Source organism: Nocardia sputorum, assembly GCF_027924405.1.
In the GTDB taxonomy this organism is placed as follows: Bacteria; Actinomycetota; Actinomycetes; order Mycobacteriales; family Mycobacteriaceae; genus Nocardia; species Nocardia sputorum.
Genome location: NZ_AP026978.1, coordinates 6010643 through 6030230, shown reverse-complemented (window position 1 = coordinate 6030230; position 19588 = coordinate 6010643). Strand labels below are relative to the sequence as shown.

General features: G+C 69.2%; 16 protein-coding genes and 1 pseudogene. 13 read left to right on the top strand and 4 right to left on the bottom strand.

Annotation, left to right across the window (positions count from 1 at the left end; all coding sequences use genetic code 11):
* Positions 1-45 precede the first annotated feature (45 nt).
* Positions 46-4116 carry a type VII secretion protein EccCa gene (gene eccCa / locus QMG86_RS27150; RefSeq protein WP_281875513.1) on the top strand — a complete coding sequence of 1357 codons (4071 nt, stop codon included), beginning with the start codon at positions 46-48 and terminating at the stop codon, positions 4114-4116.
* A gap of 149 nt (positions 4117-4265) precedes the next feature.
* Here the strand turns inward: eccCa and QMG86_RS27145 are convergent, their stop codons facing one another.
* Together QMG86_RS27145 and QMG86_RS27140 are read right to left on the bottom strand one after the other, a co-directional pair.
* Positions 4266-4871: a GNAT family N-acetyltransferase gene (locus QMG86_RS27145; protein ID WP_281875511.1), complete on the bottom strand. Its 606-nt coding sequence runs from the start codon at positions 4869-4871 to the stop codon at positions 4266-4268.
* Positions 4872-4874: 3 nt separating this feature from the next.
* Positions 4875-5678: a GntR family transcriptional regulator gene (locus QMG86_RS27140; RefSeq protein ID WP_281875509.1), complete on the bottom strand. Its 804-nt coding sequence runs from the start codon at positions 5676-5678 to the stop codon at positions 4875-4877.
* Between the two features lie 358 nt (positions 5679-6036).
* Between QMG86_RS27140 and QMG86_RS27135 the strand changes: the two genes are divergently transcribed.
* The gene (locus tag QMG86_RS27135; RefSeq protein ID WP_281875507.1) at positions 6037-6348 is read left to right on the top strand and encodes a DUF4254 domain-containing protein; all 312 of its coding nucleotides are present in this window, start codon (positions 6037-6039) and stop codon (positions 6346-6348) included.
* 50 nt (positions 6349-6398) lie between these two features.
* On the opposite strand, the gene QMG86_RS33650 is transcribed toward QMG86_RS27135, so the two are convergent.
* Complete coding sequence (locus tag QMG86_RS33650; RefSeq protein ID WP_350356352.1) at positions 6399-10262, bottom strand: nucleotide-binding protein; 3864 nt, start codon at positions 10260-10262, stop codon at positions 6399-6401.
* Between the two features lie 511 nt (positions 10263-10773).
* On the opposite strand from QMG86_RS33650, the gene infA reads away from it, so the two are divergent.
* The 8 genes from infA to truA all read left to right on the top strand — a co-directional run bounded on the left by infA (position 10774) and on the right by truA (position 15715).
* Positions 10774-10995 carry a translation initiation factor IF-1 gene (gene infA, locus QMG86_RS27125; RefSeq protein ID WP_003418601.1) on the top strand — a complete coding sequence of 74 codons (222 nt, stop codon included), beginning with the start codon at positions 10774-10776 and terminating at the stop codon, positions 10993-10995.
* 148 nt (positions 10996-11143) lie between these two features.
* Positions 11144-11257, top strand: a complete 114-nt coding sequence (gene rpmJ / locus QMG86_RS27120; protein ID WP_011207363.1) for a 50S ribosomal protein L36 — start codon at positions 11144-11146, stop codon at positions 11255-11257.
* A gap of 248 nt (positions 11258-11505) precedes the next feature.
* Positions 11506-11877 carry a 30S ribosomal protein S13 gene (gene rpsM, locus QMG86_RS27115; protein ID WP_039795645.1) on the top strand — a complete coding sequence of 124 codons (372 nt, stop codon included), beginning with the start codon at positions 11506-11508 and terminating at the stop codon, positions 11875-11877.
* A 9-nt stretch (positions 11878-11886) separates the two neighbouring features.
* Positions 11887-12300, top strand: a complete 414-nt coding sequence (gene rpsK, locus QMG86_RS27110; protein WP_039795647.1) for a 30S ribosomal protein S11 — start codon at positions 11887-11889, stop codon at positions 12298-12300.
* A 20-nt stretch (positions 12301-12320) separates the two neighbouring features.
* The gene (rpsD, locus tag QMG86_RS27105; RefSeq protein WP_063021328.1) at positions 12321-12926 is read left to right on the top strand and encodes a 30S ribosomal protein S4; all 606 of its coding nucleotides are present in this window, start codon (positions 12321-12323) and stop codon (positions 12924-12926) included.
* A gap of 107 nt (positions 12927-13033) precedes the next feature.
* Positions 13034-14092, top strand: coding sequence for a DNA-directed RNA polymerase subunit alpha (locus QMG86_RS27100; RefSeq protein WP_039796155.1), 1059 nt, complete (start codon positions 13034-13036; stop codon positions 14090-14092).
* A gap of 128 nt (positions 14093-14220) precedes the next feature.
* A complete protein-coding gene (gene rplQ / locus QMG86_RS27095; RefSeq protein WP_281875502.1) occupies positions 14221-14748 on the top strand; it encodes a 50S ribosomal protein L17 in 528 nt (175 codons plus the stop codon).
* A 97-nt stretch (positions 14749-14845) separates the two neighbouring features.
* Positions 14846-15715, top strand: coding sequence for a tRNA pseudouridine(38-40) synthase TruA (truA, locus tag QMG86_RS27090; RefSeq protein ID WP_281881152.1), 870 nt, complete (start codon positions 14846-14848; stop codon positions 15713-15715).
* Positions 15716-15862: 147 nt separating this feature from the next.
* Here truA and QMG86_RS27085 read toward each other — a convergent pair.
* A pseudogene (locus QMG86_RS27085) lies at positions 15863-16294 on the bottom strand (Hsp20/alpha crystallin family protein); the annotation flags it as partial.
* Positions 16295-16467: 173 nt separating this feature from the next.
* Here QMG86_RS27085 and QMG86_RS27080 point away from each other — a divergent pair.
* The 3 genes from QMG86_RS27080 (at position 16468) to QMG86_RS27070 (ending at position 19581) form a co-directional block, all read left to right on the top strand.
* Positions 16468-17301 (top strand): LLM class F420-dependent oxidoreductase, encoded by an 834-nt coding sequence (locus QMG86_RS27080; RefSeq protein WP_281875500.1) that lies wholly within the window; start codon positions 16468-16470, stop codon positions 17299-17301.
* Positions 17302-17468: 167 nt separating this feature from the next.
* On the top strand, positions 17469-18875 hold the full coding sequence (locus tag QMG86_RS27075) for an MFS transporter (RefSeq protein WP_281875498.1): 1407 nt from the start codon (positions 17469-17471) through the stop codon (positions 18873-18875).
* A gap of 46 nt (positions 18876-18921) precedes the next feature.
* Complete coding sequence (locus QMG86_RS27070; protein WP_281875496.1) at positions 18922-19581, top strand: response regulator transcription factor; 660 nt, start codon at positions 18922-18924, stop codon at positions 19579-19581.
* Positions 19582-19588 lie beyond the last annotated feature (7 nt).

Genomic DNA, 19588 nt, shown 5'->3' with positions numbered 1-19588 from the left:
GCGGGCGACGTATCGACCGCTCGTCGCCGACCGAACGAAGGAATCATGGCTACCGAAGGCTTTGTGCGCCGCCCCCGCATCGCACCGCCCCGGGCACCCGGCGGCGAGGTGGCGCTGACCGCTCCACCGGAGATCGCCCGCGCGCTGCCCGCGCCGCTGATGATGAAGCTGATGCCGATCGTCATGGTGGTCGCCGTGGTCGGCATGATCGCGATGATGGCGATGATGGGCCGCAACCTGCTGGCCAATCCGTTCATGATGATGTTCCCGATGATGATGCTCATGTCTATGGTCGGCATGATGGCGGGCTACCGCGGCGGAGGGCCCAAACGCGCGGTCGAACTCAACGAGGAACGCAAGGACTACTTCCGCTACCTCGACCAGGTCCGCAAAGAGGTGCGCCGCACCGGCGGCAAGCAACTGGAGACGCTCCGGTGGAGTCATCCGGAGCCCGCCGACCTGACCTCCCTGATCGGGACGAGGCGGATGTGGGAGCGCAGACCCAACGATCCCGACTTCGGCCACGTGCGCGTCGGAGTCGGCAGCCACCGGCTGGCCACCAAACTGGCCCGCCCGGAGACCGGGCCGCTCGAGGACCTGGAGCCGGTGTCCACCGTGGCCCTGCGCCGTTTCGTGCGCACCCATTCGGTGGTGCACCGCTTGCCGACCGCCGTGTCGCTGCGCGCGTTCCCCGCGATCAACATCAGCGGTCCGGCCGAGGACGCGCGCATGCTGGTGCGGGCGATGCTGATGGAACTGGCCGCCTTCCACGGGCCCGACCATCTCGCCATCGCGATCGTCTGTTCGGACCCCGACGGCCCCGCCTGGTCCTGGGCGAAATGGCTACCGCAGCTACAACATCCGACGCAGCGCGACGGCATGGGCTCGGCGCGGATGATGTACCACTCGCTCGGCGAGCTGGAGACGGCGCTGGCGGCCGAGCTGCTCGAGCGCGGCCGGTTCATGCGCAACCCCCAGCCGACCCAGGGGCGGCTGCACCTCGTGGTCGTCATCGATGACGGCTACGTCAGCGGCAGCGAACGACTGGTCAGCGAATCGGGCCTGGATTCGGTGACCGTGCTCGACCTCACCGCGCCCGAGGGCGGGCTCGCCGCGCGCCGCGGGCTGCAGTTGGTCGCCGCCGACGGCGAGGTGGCCGCGCGCAGTGCGGCCGGAGTGGAGAAGTTCGCCGCCGCCGACCAGGTGAGCACGGCCGAGGCCGAGTCCTTCGCCCGCTCGCTGGCCAGATACCGGCTCGCGACGGCGGCGCAGATCGTCAGTCTCGGTGAGGGGACCACGACCGACCCGGGACTGATGGCGCTGCTGAAGATCCCGGACGCGGCCCAGATCGATCCGGCGCGGGTGTGGCGGCCGCGCACCGGCCGGGAGCGGCTGCGGGTGCCGATCGGCATCACCCCCGACGGCACCCCGGTGGAGATCGACATCAAGGAATCGGCGGAGAACGGCATGGGCCCGCACGGCCTGTGCATCGGCGCCACCGGCTCCGGAAAGTCCGAATTCCTGCGCACTCTCGTGCTTTCGCTGGTCACGACGCATTCGCCGGACGCGCTGAACCTGGTGCTCGTCGACTTCAAGGGCGGCGCGACGTTCCTCGGTCTCGACTCGCTGCCGCACGTCGCCGCGGTGATCACCAACCTGGAAGAGGAACTGTCGCTGGTCGACCGCATGAAGGACGCGCTCGCCGGCGAGATGAACCGCCGCCAGGAGCTGCTGCGTTCGGCGGGCAATTACGCCAACGTCACCGACTACGAGAAGGCGCGTGCCGCGGGCGTGCCGCTCGATCCGCTGCCCGCGCTGTTCATCGTGGTCGACGAGTTCTCCGAACTGCTCTCGCAGAAGCCGGATTTCGCGGAGTTGTTCGTGATGATCGGCCGCCTGGGCCGATCACTGCACGTGCACCTGCTGCTGGCCTCGCAGCGCCTGGAGGAGAACAAGCTGCGCGGGCTGGAATCGCATCTGTCCTACCGGATCGGCCTGCGCACGTTCTCGGCCAACGAATCACGCGCGGTGCTCGGCATCACCGACGCCTACCACCTGCCGAGCGTGCCCGGGTCCGGCTATCTGAAAAGCGATGCGTCGGATCCGCTGCGGTTCAACGCCAGTTACGTCTCCGGGCCCTACGTCGCGCCGCAGGGGACGGTGACGGACGACGGCAGCCCGGTCTCCGGACATCGGCCCGCGCTGTTCACCGCCGCGCCGGTGGAACTGCCCGAGCCGATCGAGGACGAAGAGCACCCCACGGCGCCGTCGAACCCCTTGCTGGAACTGCCGCCGCCACCGTCGGCGGTCGGCGGCGCGCCGGGCGCCGACGAGGGCATCCCCGACACGCTGCTGGACGTGGTCGTCAAGCGGCTCACCGGGCACGGCCGCCCGGCGCACGAGGTGTGGTTGCCGCCGCTGGACGAATCCCCGACGGTGGACATGCTGCTGCCGGACCCCGACTGGCGCTCGCCGGTCAACCGGCACGGCCAGTTGTGGATGCCGATCGGCGTCATCGACAAGCCCTACGAGCAGCGCCGCGACGTGCTCACCATCAATCTGGCCGGCGCCCAGGGCAACGTCGCGGTGGTCGGCGGCCCGCAATCGGGCAAGTCGACCACGTTGCGCACCATCATCATCGCGACCGCGGCCACGCACACCCCCGACCAGGCGCAGTTCTACTGCCTGGACTTCGGTGGCGGAAGCATGGCGGGCCTGTCCGGCGTGCCGCACGTGGGCTCGGTGGCCGGCCGCCTCGACGGTGACCGGGTGCGCCGCACCGTCGCCGAGCTCACCACGCTGATGCGGCAGCGCGAGGAGCGGTTCGCCGCACTGGGCATCGAGTCGATGGCCGAGTTCCGGCGCCGCAAGTTCGGCTCCGACCGGCGTGTCGCGGACGGCGCGGCCGGGACCGCCGATCCGCTTGCGGACGACAAGTTCGGAGACGTCTTCCTGGTGATCGACGGCTGGGCCGCGATCCGCGAAGAATTCGACATGCTGGAACCACAGATCAACGCCATCGCGGCGCAGGGTCTGTCGTTCGGCATCCACCTGATGATCGGCGCCTCGCGCTGGGCGGAGATCCGTCCGGTCGTCAAGGACCAGATCGGCACCCGCATCGAGCTGCGGCTCGGCGATCCGTCGGACTCGGAGATGGGCAGGCGCACCGCGCACCAGGTCCCGGTCGGTCGCCCCGGCCGCGGTCTGACCCGGGACCAGCTGCACATGCTGATCGCCCTGCCGCGCCTGGACTCCGACTCCGATGCGGGCAGCCTGGCCGACGGCGTCGGGCAGGCGCGGGCCGGACTCGAACAGCAGTACCCGGACCGTCGCGCGCCGGAAGTGCGCATGCTGCCGCTGCGTTTCGGCAGGGACGAGCTGATGTCCTCGGCGAAGGCGCAGGGCATCGAGCTCGGCCCCACCCGCGTCGTGGTCGGACTCGGTGAGTCCGAATTGCAGCCGCTGGTGCTGGATTTCGGCGTGGAACCGCACTTCATGGCCTTCGCGGACGTGGAGTGCGGCAAGACCACCCTGCTGCGCAACATCGTGCTGGGGGTCGTCGAACAGTCGACCACCGAGCAGGCCAGGATCATCATGGTCGACTACCGCCGGACCATGCTCGGCGTGGTCGAGGGCGACCACCTGGCCGGGTACTCCACGTCGTCACAGACCTGCGGTCCGATGATCCAGGAGGTGGCCGGGTATCTGGCCAAACGGATTCCCGGTTCCGACATCACCCCGCAGCAACTGCGCGAACGCAGCTGGTGGAGCGGCCCGGAGATCTACATCGTGGTCGACGACTACGACATGGTCGCCACCGGCGCGGGCATGAATCCGTTCGCGCCACTGCTGGAATACCTGCCGCAGGCCCGCGACATCGGCATGCATTTCGTGGTCACGCGCCGCAGCGGCGGTGTGTCCCGCGCGCTGTACGACCCGATCCTGGGCACCATGAAGAACCTGTCGGTGGAGACGTTGATCATGAGCGGGTCGCGCGACGAGGGCAAGCTGATCGGCGACGTGCGGCCGAGCAAGTTGCCGCCCGGGCGCGGAACCCTGGTCTCGCGCAGCAAGGGTATCGAGATGGTGCACATCGCGCACTTGCCGCCCATCTGACCGGCGCGCCGGGCACTCACGCAGGACGTGCCGCACTGTGCCCGGCCCGCGTCTTCGTCCGACGTCCTCTCGGTAGTGGTCGTCGGAACGGATCATCGTGTCGCGCCGGACTCCCGGGCCGTTCACGTGTCGCCGCTGTGGCGTTCCGATCAGTTGTTCGGCGGTGGTGGGCGCAAGAGCGCCGCAGCGGCCGGGCGACCGACGGCCGGAACTGTCACGGGCAACGCGGAATCCCAGCTGTCGGCCCTCCGCTCGAACAGCGCGCGCGACGGTCCCAGCGCCAGCGGCCCCGCGATCCGCACCAACCGGAACCCCGCGGAACGGTAGTAGTCGTGCAGGCCGGTATTGGTGGTCCAGGCGTCGAGCCGCACCCAGGCGCGTCTGTGCGAGCGGGCGAGCATTCCCGCGTGCGCGAGCATGTGGTGGCCCACGCGCTGCCCGGCGAAGCGCAGGTCGACGATCATGAAATGGACGATCACCGCGCCCTCGAGTTCCCACCGCGACCACAGACCGGCATCGGCGCGGTCGTTGACCGTGATGGTTCCCGCGGGCTCGCCCGCCACTTCGGCGATCCAGGTCTCGCCCGCGTCCAGCGAGCGTCCGACGCCGCGGGCGAAGATCTCGATCGGCAGCCCGCGTCCGGCGACCGTCCACTGGTCGGAGCCGCGCGCGGTGAGCCACGCCGTGCGCTGCACGCGCAGGCGGCAGATCATGCCGAGATCTCCGATTGTCGCCTGGCGCAGCGCGATGGTCATGGGCTAGGCCGAACCGGACCCGGACGAACCGGCGAGCGTGCTCCGGATGACCGCGGTGCCCTCGGCGTCGCCGAGTTCGTAGGCGAGCCGATTCCCGGTGGCGAGGGAACGATGCCGCGTGGCACGGGTGACTCGCTCGTGGGTGGCCCCGATACGCAGATGGTCGAGCAGGATGGTGCCCGCGGTGACGCCGAGCACCAGGGCTTCCTCGGCGGTGGCCGGCCGTGCGACGAGCGTGTCGCGGTGCGCGGTCTCGGCGTGTCCCCGGTCGGCGAGGCGGCGGGTGGTGCCCTCCGGAATGTCGTGCGGGGAGTCGATTCCGGTGGCCTCGGCCAGATCCCGGGGATAGAAGCTGACCTCCCAGGACCACGGTTCGTGGTCGAGGAACTGGACCACGGTCCTGGCCAGGACCCAGGAATCCGGCGGTACACCCAGCCAAGACGCGACGTCGGGGCCTGCGGGCTCCATCTTCGCGCTGAACTCCTTCGACGGCTCCCGGTTCGCGGCCCGCGCGATCTCCTCGAAGATGTCGTGCGGGGTCTGCGGCCGGTCGGGGCGGATAGAGTCGGTCACCACGGATTCCAGAACTTCTTGGTTTCGAACGATGGTTCCGCGGGAAGTAGCTGTATAGACCAGATTTTCGGTCACCAGCACCTGGATCGCGTTGCGCGCGGTGGTTATCGAGACCTGCATCTGATCGGCAAGCTCGGAATGACTGGGCAGTCGATCGCCCGGTTTCCACTTTGCTGCGCGGATCTCCTCGCGGAGGAGGTCTGCGATCCGGTGATAAGTCGGACCGTCCGGCATCTTGCTCCTCGGTTGGTCATGCAGGTAACGAAGTGTACTCTTCGTGACTCCATACGGCCGGTTAACGCTTGACAGGTGCCTTCAGAGGTTTATTGTAATGAAGTCCTGATCCGGTGTTGTGCGGCGATGACGGCGAGGCAACGTGGCAGGTTCGGATACAACGGTCGTAATGGCCCTCCCTGGCACACCGCGGTGTGTCGATCCTTCGGTGCGCTCTTCGGCGCCGGGGTTACTTCCCACGTCCGACCTATTGGTTCGGGCGTGTCGCGGGCACCGGGTGGTCGGTGGCCCGCTGTTGTGGTTCGCACGTGATCTGGCAGTGCTACATGAGCGCCGCCTGGTCGGCCGCGGTGGATCGGTGGACACCTCCGTGGCGGTGGTCCGCGAAATCGAGCGTCGCAGAGTCGAATTGGTAATGGCCATCGACGACTGGGTGATGCGCAGTGTGCCGCAGCATCGGCTCGGCGCCACCTTGCACACCGAAACGGTGGGTGCGGTCATCGATCGCCTCGCCGAGTCGTCGGTGCGCGCGCACCACGCGTTGATGACTCTGAACGCGCACGACGAGCTGCTGCACAACGCGTGGCATCATCTCGCCGAACTCGCGGACGCCTACGACGATCTCGTGCGCGACGTCATGGCCGGCAGGCGGCGCCTGCCCGAGTGGTGAGCGGCTGATCCGTTCGCTCCCTTGCCCGCCGGGCCACTGCCCGGCGGGTGTCAGGGGCGGTAACGACGGTGATCGGTGGCGAAATCGTCCGCGACGGTCGCGGCCAGCTCGACATAGGCCCGCTTGGTCTGCTTGTGCAGCCGATGCAGATCGATCTCGGCGCCTTCGGACATGTGCGGGTCGAACGGGATGATGTGCACCGCGCGGCACCGGGACAGGAAGTACTCCCGCAGTTGCTGGATACCGACATTCGGTGATCCGGCTCGCGGGGAGTTGATCACCACCACCGCGTTGCGGACCAAGTGGTCATGGCCGTGCAGCGACAACCAGTCCAAAGTCGCTGCGGCGCTGCGGGCTCCATCGATCGCGGGGGAGGAGATCAACACCAGCGAATGCGCTAGGTCCAGCACACCCGCCATCGCCGAATGCATGAGCCCGGTGCCGCAGTCGGTGAGGATGATGTTGTAGAACCGCTGCAGGATCCGGGCGACCGCGCGGTACTCGTCTTCGCTGAACGCCTCCGACGCGGCCGGATCACGTTCGCTGGCCAGCACTTCCAGGCGGCTGGTCGCCTGCGAGGTGTGCCTGCGCACATCCGAATAGCGCTGGATCGTGGAATCGAGGAGCAGGTCGCGCACGGTGGAGCGGGTCTGCAACGGCACCCGCTGCGACAGCGTGCCGAAGTCGGGATTGGCGTCGACGGCGATCACCCGGTCGCCGCGGATGGAGGCGAAGGTGGAGCCGAGACCCATTGTGGTGGTGGTCTTCCCGACACCACCCTTGAGCGAGAGCACCGCGATCCGGTAGTCACCGCGCACGGGCTGCCTGATCCGCGCGACCAGTTCTTGCAACCTGCGTTCCTCGGCGGACATGCCGGGGTTGATCGCGCCGCCGGACACGTGGTGCACCGCCTTGCGCCACCCGGATCCCGCCGGTGCCTTCTTGGCCCGGCGCAGTGGCACATTGTCCAGCGAAGGGTGCTGGAACTGCGCGCCCGGATGTTGCGCGGGCGGCTGGGCGTAGTCGGGCGAAGGCTGCTGGAACTGGATGCCCGGCGGCTGGGCGTAGCCGGGGGGAGCGCTCCACTGCGGAGCGGGTTGCCCCGTGCCTTGGTGTTCGGCGGGGTACGACGGCGGCGCGGAATGCGGTGGCACCGGGATCGATTCGGGCGCGGCGGACGGTGCGGCGGCATTGCGCCACTGGTCGGCGGATGCCTGCGGAGCGGGACCGGGCGTCTGGACTCCAGCGAAATGTATTGCATGGCCGGTGTTCATGCCGCTCGCGGCATGGGGACCGGGCTGCGGGCCGCCCGCGTTGTAGGCCGGATCCGGCCCTTGCGGGGGGACCGGCTGTTGATCGAGATCCGGCGCTTGTTCGACCGGCGCCTGCGGAGCCGACGGGGCGTTCGGGTCGGCGGAGAGCCGATGCCGTCCACCGGCGGAGCGCGCCGACGCAGCGCCTGCCTCATGCGCGCTGGTCCAGCCGGGCGCCGGGATCCCGGCATCTTGTTGCGCGCGCGTCGCGTCCACCGATCCAGCCGGCTGCGCGGCGGACTCCGGTGCAGGGACTGCGGTAGGCGCAGCCCCGGTCGCGAAGACGGTGTGGGGCGCGGGCGGTACTAGGGCGCCACCCTGTTCACGGTGCGGACCGGACGCGGCGGTCGGTTCGACAGGGCCGTGGTCCACGGGCCGCGGGTACGCTGCCAGTAGGTGATCGGCGGGGACGCCGGGTTCCGGCGTCGAGCGGGTGGGCGCTCGATCGGCCTGCGCGGCGGTGTCCTGCGGCGCGGGCTGGACCGGACGACCGGTTTGCGACGGTGCGGTGTGTCCGAGCCAGGGCGGCGGACCATCCGCACCGCGCGTCGGCGGACGGTGCTCGTCGTGTGCCGGTACTGGAACGCCACCACTCTGCGGCCGCTCATGCGGCGCGGGCGGGTCGGGCAGCGGCGGCAGTCGGCGGGGCGCGTCCGTCGCGGACACCTCGGCTTGCTCGGACCGCGGTGCGGCGAGCCAGGGCGGCGGACCATCGGAACTCACCGCGGTGGAATCGGGCGCGCCAGCCTGCGCCGCCGACGCCTGATGGCCGCCGTCCGGTTTCAGGTCGACTTCGCCCGCAGGAGTGCCGGTCGTGGCCGACGGTTGATGGTGGCCGTGGGGTGTCGGGTGGGCGTCGCCTGGAGGGGTGGTGCCGGTCGTGGCCGACGGTTGATGGTGGCCGTGGGGTGTCGGGTGGGCGTCGCCTGGAGCAGTGGTGCCGGTCGTCGTCGACGCTTGATGGTCGCCGTGGGGTGGCGTGCCGCCATCGATCGGTGTTGTGCCGCTGCTCGTGTCTATCGCCGACGCTGCCGAATGGTCGGCGCGGGTGGCATGGGGGGCATCAGGCGAGGGCGTGGTGCCGCTCGTTCCTGCGGCCGGGCCACCTGCCGACGTGGTCGGCTGCTGGACCGGCGCCGCGTCAGGGCTCGGCGCGGCGGCGGTGGTGGTCCCGCCGTGCGGTTGCTCCGCCGAGTTCACGCCGCTGGGCGACGTTGCGGACGGTGTGGCTCGGTGGCTTCCGGCCTGCCCGAACGCGTCCGCTTCCTCGGACGCCGAGCTCCCCTCGCCGGACGTGGATGTGGGTTCGCCGAATCGCCGGGTCTGCTCGTCGGCAGGGAAGTCGGGCCGCCCGCGGCTCGGGTCCGCCGCATCTTGCTCTATCCGGGGATCGGATGCATGCCACCCCGTGTGCTCGGCCGCGACCGGTGCCCCAGCCGCCGGTCCGCCGCCGGATGCCGCGCGAGTCGCGACCGGCGATGCGGGATGCGTGCCGGTCGGCAGCCGACCGCCTTGCCCCGCGATGTGCTCCAGGCCGGTGTCCGGAGTCTCGGCCGACGTGCCGCCGGTCGGCGCCCCAGCTGAGCCCGGGCGGGTGGTCGGGATCGCCTGGTCGCTGCCGGGTAGCACCGCGAATTGCGCACCCGGCGTCGAGTGTTCGCTCTGCCATGCCGCGTGGGTCGGGCCGGGTGGCGGAGTTGCCGGGTCGCTGGCCGGACCTGCCGGGCGGTCGCCGGTGGGCCACGTTTGATTCGGGCCGGCGGGCGACAACCCGCGCGACCCGCTACCGGGGTGGGCTGTCTCGTCTCCGGCCGGGGCCGGAGCCGCCGGTGCAGCGGCCTGGCCGGGTGCCGGCGGGGCCGGCCAGTGGTTCGGGAGCACCGCCGACAGCGCGGCGTCGAGCCGGGGATTGCCGGTGGACGGCCAACCGCCGTGCTGCGGTCCGGCCGGAGGGCGGCCGCCCGCTGCCGGGCCGGGTGTGCTCTCGGCGCGTGGCGGCCGGACGTGCTCGCCGCCCGGCGCTGGAGCGGGCCGCTCGTCGGCCTGTTGCCGGGGCGGCGGTGGCGGTGGCGGGAGATCCGGCCTGCCGGCTTGCCGGTCGTTCGGGGCGGCCTGGTCCGCGGACCTGCTGCCCAGGGGCTGGAAACCGGGTGAGGGCTGCGACGGGTTGCGGGTGGGCAGACCGTGCTGCGGAGTGCTGTGGTGCTGAGGCGGCGCTTGCCACGGGCTGCCCTGCGCCGGGGCGGGCCGGTCGTAGCCGGGTTGCTGCTGCCAGGACTCGCCTGCGAACGGGCCGGGCGCGGGCTCGTCCGGACCGGGCGCGGGCGCACGGTTCGCCACGTTCTGCCGCTGTTCCTCGTCGGAGGGCCCGTCGTGCTTGTCGCGGCGCCAGCCTTTGCGGCGCTTCTCCGGGCGCGCGGCCTCCGGCCGTTCCGCCTCTGGCGCTCGGTTCTTGAAACGGCCGCGCCTGCGGTTGGGGGTGTCCTCGATGAGTTCGTCGTGCGGGAGGTTCTGTACCGGCGCCTCGTAGCCGCTCTGGCCGACATCGCTCTCCGACAGCCACGGCGGCAGCATGGGCAGGCCGTCATTGCTACGGCTCACGACTCCGCCTCGCTGCCGCTCGGCGTGTCGTCGATCCGCTCGCTGTGCTCAGCCACGACTGCCCTCGCTGCCGCTCGGCTCGGTCGTGACCAGGAGTGCTCTGCCGGTGACTCGCTCGCTACGCTTACTCACGGCCTCGCCTCCCTGCCGCTCGCTTCGACCCGACCGAGGAGCGCCTCCGCCGGTGCCTCGCTCGCTGCGCCGGCTCACGCGTCCCCCTCGATCCGTTCGACCCAAATACCTGGACAGCGGCCAGTTTACGCGACAACCAGGGGCCGTCGCGGCACAGCGTCCGATGCCCGCCACGGCTGGGAAGTCGGCTGCGAAACGCCTGGCGACACGGGTATACAGGGAGGCATTTTTGCCCGATGCGGAACGGATCGGTAAACTGGAGCGGCGGTGCACCTACGCGCCGCCTGTTTGTGTGCGAGCGGTCCGCTCCGGCGGCCGATCCATCCGAACAGAACCAGGCAAACAAACCAGGTTGAGCGTAACCGGGATCGCGGAGGACATGGCGAAGAAAGACGGGGCCATCGAGGTCGAGGGTCGAGTTGTCGAACCGCTGCCCAATGCGATGTTCCGGATCGAGCTCGAGAACGGGCACAAGGTTCTCGCGCACATCAGCGGGAAGATGCGGCAGCACTACATTCGCATCCTCCCCGAGGACCGTGTGGTCGTCGAGCTCTCGCCCTACGACCTGTCGCGTGGCCGGATCGTATACCGCTACAAGTGATCGCGCCCGCCGCGATCGGGTCGGTGCGCACCGGCAGTCCCGGCGCGAGCCGGGGCCGAGTCGAAAGACTCACCTCAGAGCTTCCCCAGTCGCCGACTGGGGAAAAACTGTGTTCACACCCCTGTGAACCACAACAGATTGGACGGACGTGAAGGTTCAGCCGAGCGTCAAGAAGATCTGCGAGAAGTGCAAGGTGATCCGCCGTCACGGCCGGGTCATGGTGATCTGCGACAACCTGCGCCACAAGCAGCGCCAGGGCTGAGCGAAGGCGAGGGCGACCTCGTCCCACCCGCCCGAGGCTTGCCGAAGGCGCCGCTCGACGCGACACCAGCCAAGCACCGAACCGCAGTTCGGATTGGCAAGAAGAACTCCCAGCACCAGCCGCACGCTGCGGAAATCAGGGTTCGCCCTGGGGCGTGTGCGCCTACCACCGGTTCGGAGGCCGGTGCCCCACCACGACGAGGGGACGGACAGGGAGCAGACCTCCGCAACGATTAAGGAAACTGCCAGATGGCACGTCTCATGGGCGTCGACCTCCCGCGCGAGAAGCGCATGGAGATCGCACTGACCTACATTTTCGGCATTGGCCGTACCCGCTCCAAGGAGATCCTCGAGGCCACCGGCGTCAGCCCGGACCTGCGTTCGAAGGATCTCAGCGACGACGATCTGACGAAGCTGCGTGACTACATCGAGGCTTCGGAGTTCAAGGTCGAGGGTGACCTGCGCCGCGAGGTGCAGGCCGATATTCGCCGCAAGATCGAGATCGGCTGCTACCAGGGTCTGCGCCACCGTCGTGGCCTGCCCGTGCGTGGCCAGCGCACCAAGACCAACGCGCGCACCCGCAAGGGCCCGAAGCGCACCGTCGCCGGCAAGAAGAAGTAGGGATAACCGATGCCTCCGAAGAGTCGGGCCGCGGGCCCGAAGAAGACCCAGAAGTCGCGTCGCAGGGACAAGAAGAACGTCCCGCACGGCAACGCGCACATCAAGAGCACGTTCAACAACACGATCGTGTCGATCACCGACCCGAACGGCAACGTCATCTCGTGGGCGTCGTCGGGTCACGTCGGCTTCAAGGGCTCGCGCAAGTCGACCCCGTTCGCCGCGCAGCTCGCCGCCGAGAACGCCGCCCGCAAGGCGCAGGAACACGGCGTCAAGAAGGTCGACGTGTTCGTGAAGGGCCCCGGTTCGGGCCGCGAGACCGCGATCCGCTCGCTGCAGGCCGCCGGCCTCGAGGTGGGCACGATCTCCGATGTCACCCCGCAGCCGCACAACGGCTGCCGTCCGCCCAAGCGGCGTCGCGTCTAGCGGGAAAGGAATAACGAACAATGGCTCGTTACACAGGCCCTATCACCCGCAAGTCGCGTCGTCTGCGCGTCGACCTCGTCGGCGGCGACCAGGCGTTCGAGCGTCGCCCCTACCCGCCCGGCCAGCACGGCCGCGCGCGGATCAAGGAGAGCGAGTACCTGCTCCAGCTGCAGGAGAAGCAGAAGGCCCGCTTCTCCTACGGCGTCATGGAGAAGCAGTTCCGCCGGTACTACGAAGAGGCCAACCGCCTCAAGGGCAAGACCGGTGACAACCTGCTGCGTCTGCTCGAGACCCGCCTGGACAACGTCGTGTACCGCGCCGGTCTGGCGCGTACCCGCCGGCAGGCTCGCCAGCTGGTCTCGCACGGCCACTTCCTGGTGAACAACAAGAAGGTCGACGTTCCCAGCTTCCAGGTCACCCAGTACGACATCATCGATGTCAAGGAGAAGTCGCTGGGCACCCTGCCGTTCCAGGTGGCCCGCGAGACCCTCGGCGACCGTCCGGTCCCCGGCTGGCTCCAGGTGATCCCGGGCCGGCTGCGGATCCTGGTCCACCAGTTGCCGGAGCGCGCCCAGATCGATGTGCCGCTGCAGGAACAGCTGATCGTCGAGTACTACTCGAAGTAACACGGCACACGTGCTGCTGGTGCGTGGTCGCTCTGGATTGGGCGGCCACGCACAACCCCTGAGACGAGGCGTCAAATAGCGGGCGCCCAAAAAGGAGGATGATCCCCATGCTGATTTCACAGCGTCCGACGCTGACCGAAGAGGTCGTCGCGGAGAACCGCTCGAAGTTCACCATCGAACCGCTCGAGCCGGGCTTCGGTTACACCCTCGGCAACTCGCTGCGGCGTACCCTGCTGTCCTCGATTCCGGGGGCGGCGGTCACCAGCATCCGCATCGACGGTGTCCTGCACGAGTTCACCACCGTCCCGGGCGTGAAGGAAGATGTCACCGACATCATCCTGAACCTCAAGGGCCTGGTCGTGTCCTCGGAGGAGGACGAGCCGGTCACGATGTACGTGCGCAAGCAGGGCCCGGGCACCGTCACCGCCGGTGACATCGTCCCGCCCAGCGGCGTCGTGGTGCACAACCCGGACATGCACATCGCGACCCTGAACGACAAGGGCAAGCTGGAGATCGAGCTCGTCGTCGAGCGCGGTCGCGGCTACGTCCCCGCCGTGCAGAACAAGGCGTCCGGCGCGGAAATCGGGCGGATCCCGGTGGATTCGATCTACTCGCCGGTGCTCAAGGTGACCTACAAGGTCGAGGCCACCCGTGTCGAGCAGCGCACCGACTTCGACCGGCTCATCCTGGACGTGGAGACCAAGAACTCCATCAGCGCGCGGGACGCGCTCGCCTCGGCGGGCAAGACCCTGGTCGAGCTCTTCGGCCTGGCCCGCGAGCTGAACGTCGAAGCCGAGGGCATCGAGATCGGCCCCTCGCCGGCCGAGGCGGACCACATCGCCTCGTTCGGCCTGCCGATCGAGGACCTGGACCTCACCGTCCGGTCCTACAACTGCCTCAAGCGCGAGGGTGTGCACACCGTCGGCGAGCTGGTCGCCCGCACCGAGTCGGATCTGCTGGATATTCGGAACTTCGGCCAGAAGTCCATCGACGAGGTCAAGGTCAAGCTGCACGCGCTCGGCCTCTCGCTGAAGGACAGCCCGGCGTCGTTCGATCCGTCCAGCGTGGTGGGCTACGACGCGAGCACCGGCACGTGGAGCGACAGCGGCACGTTCAGTGACACCGATGGCGGCGAGCAGGACTACGCCGAGACCGAACAGCTCTAGGCCGCCGGGGTAGGCGCCCCGGCCCCGGCCTCGTACCCGCGGCGTGAGCGACGCGCCCGGAGGCGGTAGCAGAGCGTAACCACGCAGGGCGCCGGGAGCGCCGCAAAAAGACACAGGAGAACACCACAATGCCCAAGCCCAAGAAGGGTGCCCGCTTCGGCGGGTCGGCGTCGCACCAGAAGGCGATCTTCGCCAATCTGGCCACGGCGCTCTTCGAGCACGGCCGGATCACCACCACCGAGGCCAAGGCCAAGGCCGTGCGTCCCTACGCGGAGAAGCTGATCACCAAGGCGAAGGGCGGCACCCTGGCCGACCGTCGCGAGGTGCTGAAGGTGATCCGCAACAAGAACGTCGTGCACGAGCTCTTCGCTCAGATCGGCCCGTCGTTCGAGGGGCGCGAGGGTGGCTACACGCGCATCACCAAGACGCTGCCGCGTAAGGGTGACAACGCGCCGATGGCGATCATCGAGCTGGTCCGGGAGAAGACCGTGACCAACGAGGCCGATCGCGCTCGCCGCGTCGCCGCGTCGAAGAAGGCGGAGGAGGCTCCGGCCGCCGAGGTCGTCGAGGCGCAGGCCGACGAGGCCACCGCCGAGACCGCCGAGGCCGAGGCTCCGGCTGCTGACGAGGCCGTCGAGGACAAGAAGGACGCCTGACGCTGAGCGTCGGAGTTCGCGCACGAGCCCGCCACCCGCACTGGGTCGGCGGGCTCGTTCGTTTCGACCAGAGGATCATGTGACCGTGGAGGTATCGATGCCGGACCGGGCGCGCGCGGACGCGCCGGGCGAACCCGAGTCGTCGCGGGTCCGGGTGCGGCTGGACATCGCCTACGACGGCACGGATTTTCTCGGCTGGGCCAGCCAGCCCGGGCTGCGCACCGTGCAGGGCGTGCTGGAGGACGCGCTGAGCAAAGTGTTCCGCGAGCCGATCCAGCTGACCGTGGCGGGCCGGACGGACGCGGGGGTGCACGCCGAGGGACAGGTCGCGCATTTCGACACGTCCGGCGAACTGGACCCGGGAAAACTGGTGCATCGGATGGCGCGATTCCTGCCGAAGGACGTGCGGATCAAGCGGGCCGCCCCGGCCGCACCGGAGTTCGACGCCCGGTTCTCCGCCGTCCGCCGCCACTACGCCTATCGGTTGACCACCGCGCCGTACGGGGCCGAGCCGCTGCACGCGCGCAGCGTGGTCGCCTGCCGATCCGACGTCGATGTCGACGCCATGCGGGTGGCTTCGCGAAAGTTGCTGGGGCTGCACAACTTCGCCGCGTTCTGCCGACGCAGGGAAGGCGCGACGACGGTCCGGGAGTTGCAGCGCTTCGACTGGGTGCGCGACGGCGACCTGCTGGTCGCCTACGTCAGCGCCGACGCGTTCTGCTGGTCGATGGTGCGCAGCCTGGTCGGCGCGGTCCTGGCCGTCGGCGAGGGGCGGCGCACACCGGAATGGGTGAGCGACCTGTTGCGGCAGACGGAGCGTTCCAGTTCGGTCACCGTCGCGCCCGCACACGGTTTGAGCCTGATCGGCGTCGACTACCCGGCCGACGAAGAACTCGCCGCCCGCAACGCGCAGACACGGGAGATGCGGTCGGTTCCGGTTGCGGGCGGAGGTTGTTGCGGCGATTGAGGACGTCCGTGGACTACCCGCACCCGTGCGTGGGTGCGGGTAGCGGCACGGTCACTTCGACGACTGCGGATATTGCTGCTGCGACTGTCCCGGCTGCTGACTCTGTTCCTGCTGCGTCGGCGACATCTGCCCGGACCGGCTCGATTGCGCTTCGATGGTCCTCGGTTCCTGGGACGCCCCGGAGATCTGGATGCGGCGCGGCTTCGCCCGCTCCGCGATGGGGATCGTCACCGACAGCACGCCGTTGTTGTAGGTCGCGCTGATGTTCTCGACGTCGACGTTCTCCCCGAGGGACATCTGGCGCATGAAGGTGCCCGCGAAGCGTTCCGAGGCGATCCACTGGACGCCTTCCTCGCTAGGCACGGTGCGTTGCGCCCGCAGGGTGAGCGTGCCGTTGTCGACGCTGACGTCGATCGAGCCGGGGTCGACGCCGGGCAGATCCGCGTTCAAGACGTAGTGATCTCCCGCTTTGAACAGATCCATCGGCATGAATCGCGGTGCGCGTCCGGTTCCGACGCTTTCACCCAGCAATTGGCGGGCGACGGTGTCGATGTCATGGAATGGATCGAATCGAAGCACAGCAATCACCTCCATCTCCTCGTGGTGGCGACCGCCACGGCGGCGGGCGCCGATAGCTGTGCAATAGCCACACTAGCCCTCGGCAATCCGCAGAGCATCGACTCGACGGTTCCGGCAAGCGGGAGATCCGCGGAGCCGGAATAGCCGCCTCCGGGCGCGTGTTGGCTCGGGACATGGCATTCGACAGTCTCGGACGGTTCGGAGTGTGGCGGGCGTTCAACGGGTTCAGTCCGGCGGACGCACGGGAATTGGAGCAGCTGGGCTACGGCGCGCTGTGGTTGGGGGCCTCGCCCCCGGCGGATCTGGCAGTGGTCGAACCGCTGCTCGAGGCGACCGAAACGATCACCGTGGCCAGCAGCATCGTGAACATCTGGGCTTCGCCCGCGAAGGAGGTGGCCGATTCGTTCCATCGGATCGAGGCGCGTTTCCCCGGCCGGTTCCTGCTCGGCATCGGCGCGGGCCACCCGGAGCACACCGGCGAGTACCGCAAACCGTACGACGCGCTGGCCGAGTACCTCGACGACCTCGACGCCGCGGGAGTACCCGCCGAACGCCGCGCGGTGGCCGCGCTCGGCCCGCGCGTGCTGAAGCTGGCCGCCGAGCGGTCCCTGGGCGCGCTGCCCTACTTCGTGCCCTCGGCGCACACGGCGAAGGCTCGCGAGATCGTCGGCCCGGACGTGCTGGTGGCGACCGAGCACAAGGTGGTGCTGACCGACGACGCCCGCGCGGCGCACACGGTCGCCGACGAGACCGTCGCGTTCTACCTGGGCCTGACCAATTACGTGTCGAACCTGCGCCGGTTCGGCTTCACCGACGCCGACCTCACCGTCCCGCCGGGTGATCGCGTGTTCGACGCCGTCATCGCGCACGGCACGCCGGAGCGGATCGCAGACCGGCTGACCGAACACCTGGACGCGGGCGCCGATCACGTCGCGGTGCAGATCCTCGGCGACAACTACCTCCCGGCGCTGCGCACCCTTGCCCCGCTGCTGACCAAACGGTCCTGAGCGATCCGACGGAATCCTCCGGCCCCCGGCCTCGCGGCCGGGGGCCGGATCTGTTCTCCGATCGTCCTAAGGGACTGTTAGGAAGCCTCGAGAGCCATTCCGTGCGCGTGTGACTGCCGACACACTGATCTGCGACGACGTGATGAGGCGTCGGAGAAGGAGATCTTGTGACTACGACACAGCCCGTGGGCGAGCGCCGGGTGGTCGCGAACGTTTTGCGCGGCTCCATCGGCAATCTCGTCGAGTGGTACGACTGGTATGTCTACGCCGCGTTCAGCGTGTACTTCGCGAAAACGTTCTTTCCTAAGGACGATCCGACCGCGCAGTTGCTGTCCACCGCCGCCGTGTTCGCGGTCGGCTTCCTGATGCGCCCGATCGGCGGCTGGGCGCTGGGCCGGTACGCCGACCGGTTCGGCAGGCGCTCGGCGCTGACCCTGTCGGTGACCGTGATGGCGGCCGGTTCGCTGCTGATCGCGGCGACGCCCGGTTACCAGACCATCGGTCTGGCCGCTCCAGCTCTGCTGCTGGTCGCCCGGCTGTTGCAGGGCCTGTCGGTCGGCGGTGAGTACGCCACCAGTGCGACGTATCTGTCCGAGGTGGCATCCCCGGGCAGGCGCGGGTTCTACTCGAGCTTCCAATACGTGACGCTGGTGGCCGGCCAGCTCGTCGCGTTGGGGGTGCAGATCGTGTTGCAGCAATTCCTCGACGCGGACCAGATGAACGCCTGGGGCTGGCGGATCCCGTTCGTGATCGGCGCCGCCGGTGCGCTGATCGTCATGTGGCTGCGGCGGGGCATGGACGAGTCCGAGCAGTTCCGCGCCGAATCCGGGCAGCACGCGGAGCGTGCAGAGGGCGCGTCGCCAGCCGGAGCGCGGCAGTCGCGTGGTTCGCTGCGTATCCTGCTGCAATACCCTCGCGAGTGTCTGCTGGTGGTCGGGCTGACGCTGGGCGGAACGGTCGCGTTCTACACGTACACGACCTATATGCAGAAGTTCATGATCAACACCTCCGGCATCTCCAAGTCGACCGTCGCGTGGATCAACTTCATCGCACTGCTGGTCTTCGTGGTGTTGCAGCCGCTGGCGGGCGCGCTGTCGGACCGGGTGGGCCGGCGCAAACTGCTGATCTTCTTCGGCGTGGCCGGCACCCTGCTGACCGTGCCGATCATGACGGTGCTCGCGCACACCACCGATCCGGTCGCCGCGTGGGCCCTGATGATGGGCGCTCTGGTGATCATCACGGGATACACCTCGATCAACGCGATCGTGAAGGCCGAGCTGTTCCCCACGAAGATCCGCGCGCTCGGCGTGGGTCTGCCCTACGCGCTGACCGTCGCCATCTTCGGCGGCACGGCGGAGACGATCGCGCTGGCGCTGAAGAAAGGCGGCCACGAATCGCTGTACTTCTGGTACGTCGCGGGCTGCATCGCCGTCTCGCTGGTCACCTACTACTTCATGCGGGAGACCTCGGCCTCGTCGGCGATCGACGCGGCCGAGCCCGCCGCCGGCGCCGATACCGGGCCCGGCGCCGCGGCGGCCGAGCCGGGACGGCCGATGGTCACCGTGCGTGACTGACCGACCGGCACATGCGCCGATCCACCCCCTGTGGGAGGATCGGCGCGTGCGGCTTGCGGTGGTCGAGGACGACGACGGCGTGGGAGACGCGCTGGTCGAAGCGCTCAACGCCCGCGGGTACCGCGCCGAACGCAAGCGTCGCGGCGCGGATCTGCTGATCGCCCATCGCGACTACGACGCGGTGATCCTCGACCTCGGACTGCCCGACGGCGACGGTCTGCACGTGCTGCGCCGGCTGCGCGAGGTGAGCTCGGTTCCGGTGCTGATCCTGACCGCTCGCAGTGACGAGCGCTCGATCGTGCGGGGTCTGCGCGGGGGCGCCGACGACTATCTGGTGAAGCCGCCGCGGATCGCCGAATTGGTCGCGCGGCTGGAGACGGTCGCCAGGCGAGCGGCCGCAGCGGCGCGGCAGGCGCAGTCGGTGGTCGTCACCGGTGACGTGCGGGTCGATCTGGGCGCCCGCGTGGTGGAGGTGGCCGGGGAGCCGGTGTCGCTGACCCAGAAGGAGTTCGAGTTGGTCGAGGCGCTGGTGGAACGGCCGGGGGCGGCGGTGAGCCGCCAGCAGTTGATGGACCGCATCTGGGGTGACGCCTTCGTCGCGGTCTCGCGTTCGCTGGATGTGCACATGACCGGCTTGCGGGCGAAACTCAACCGGCCCGGCCTGATCACCACCATCCGCGGATACGGATACCGGTGGGGGCAGTGAGCACGGT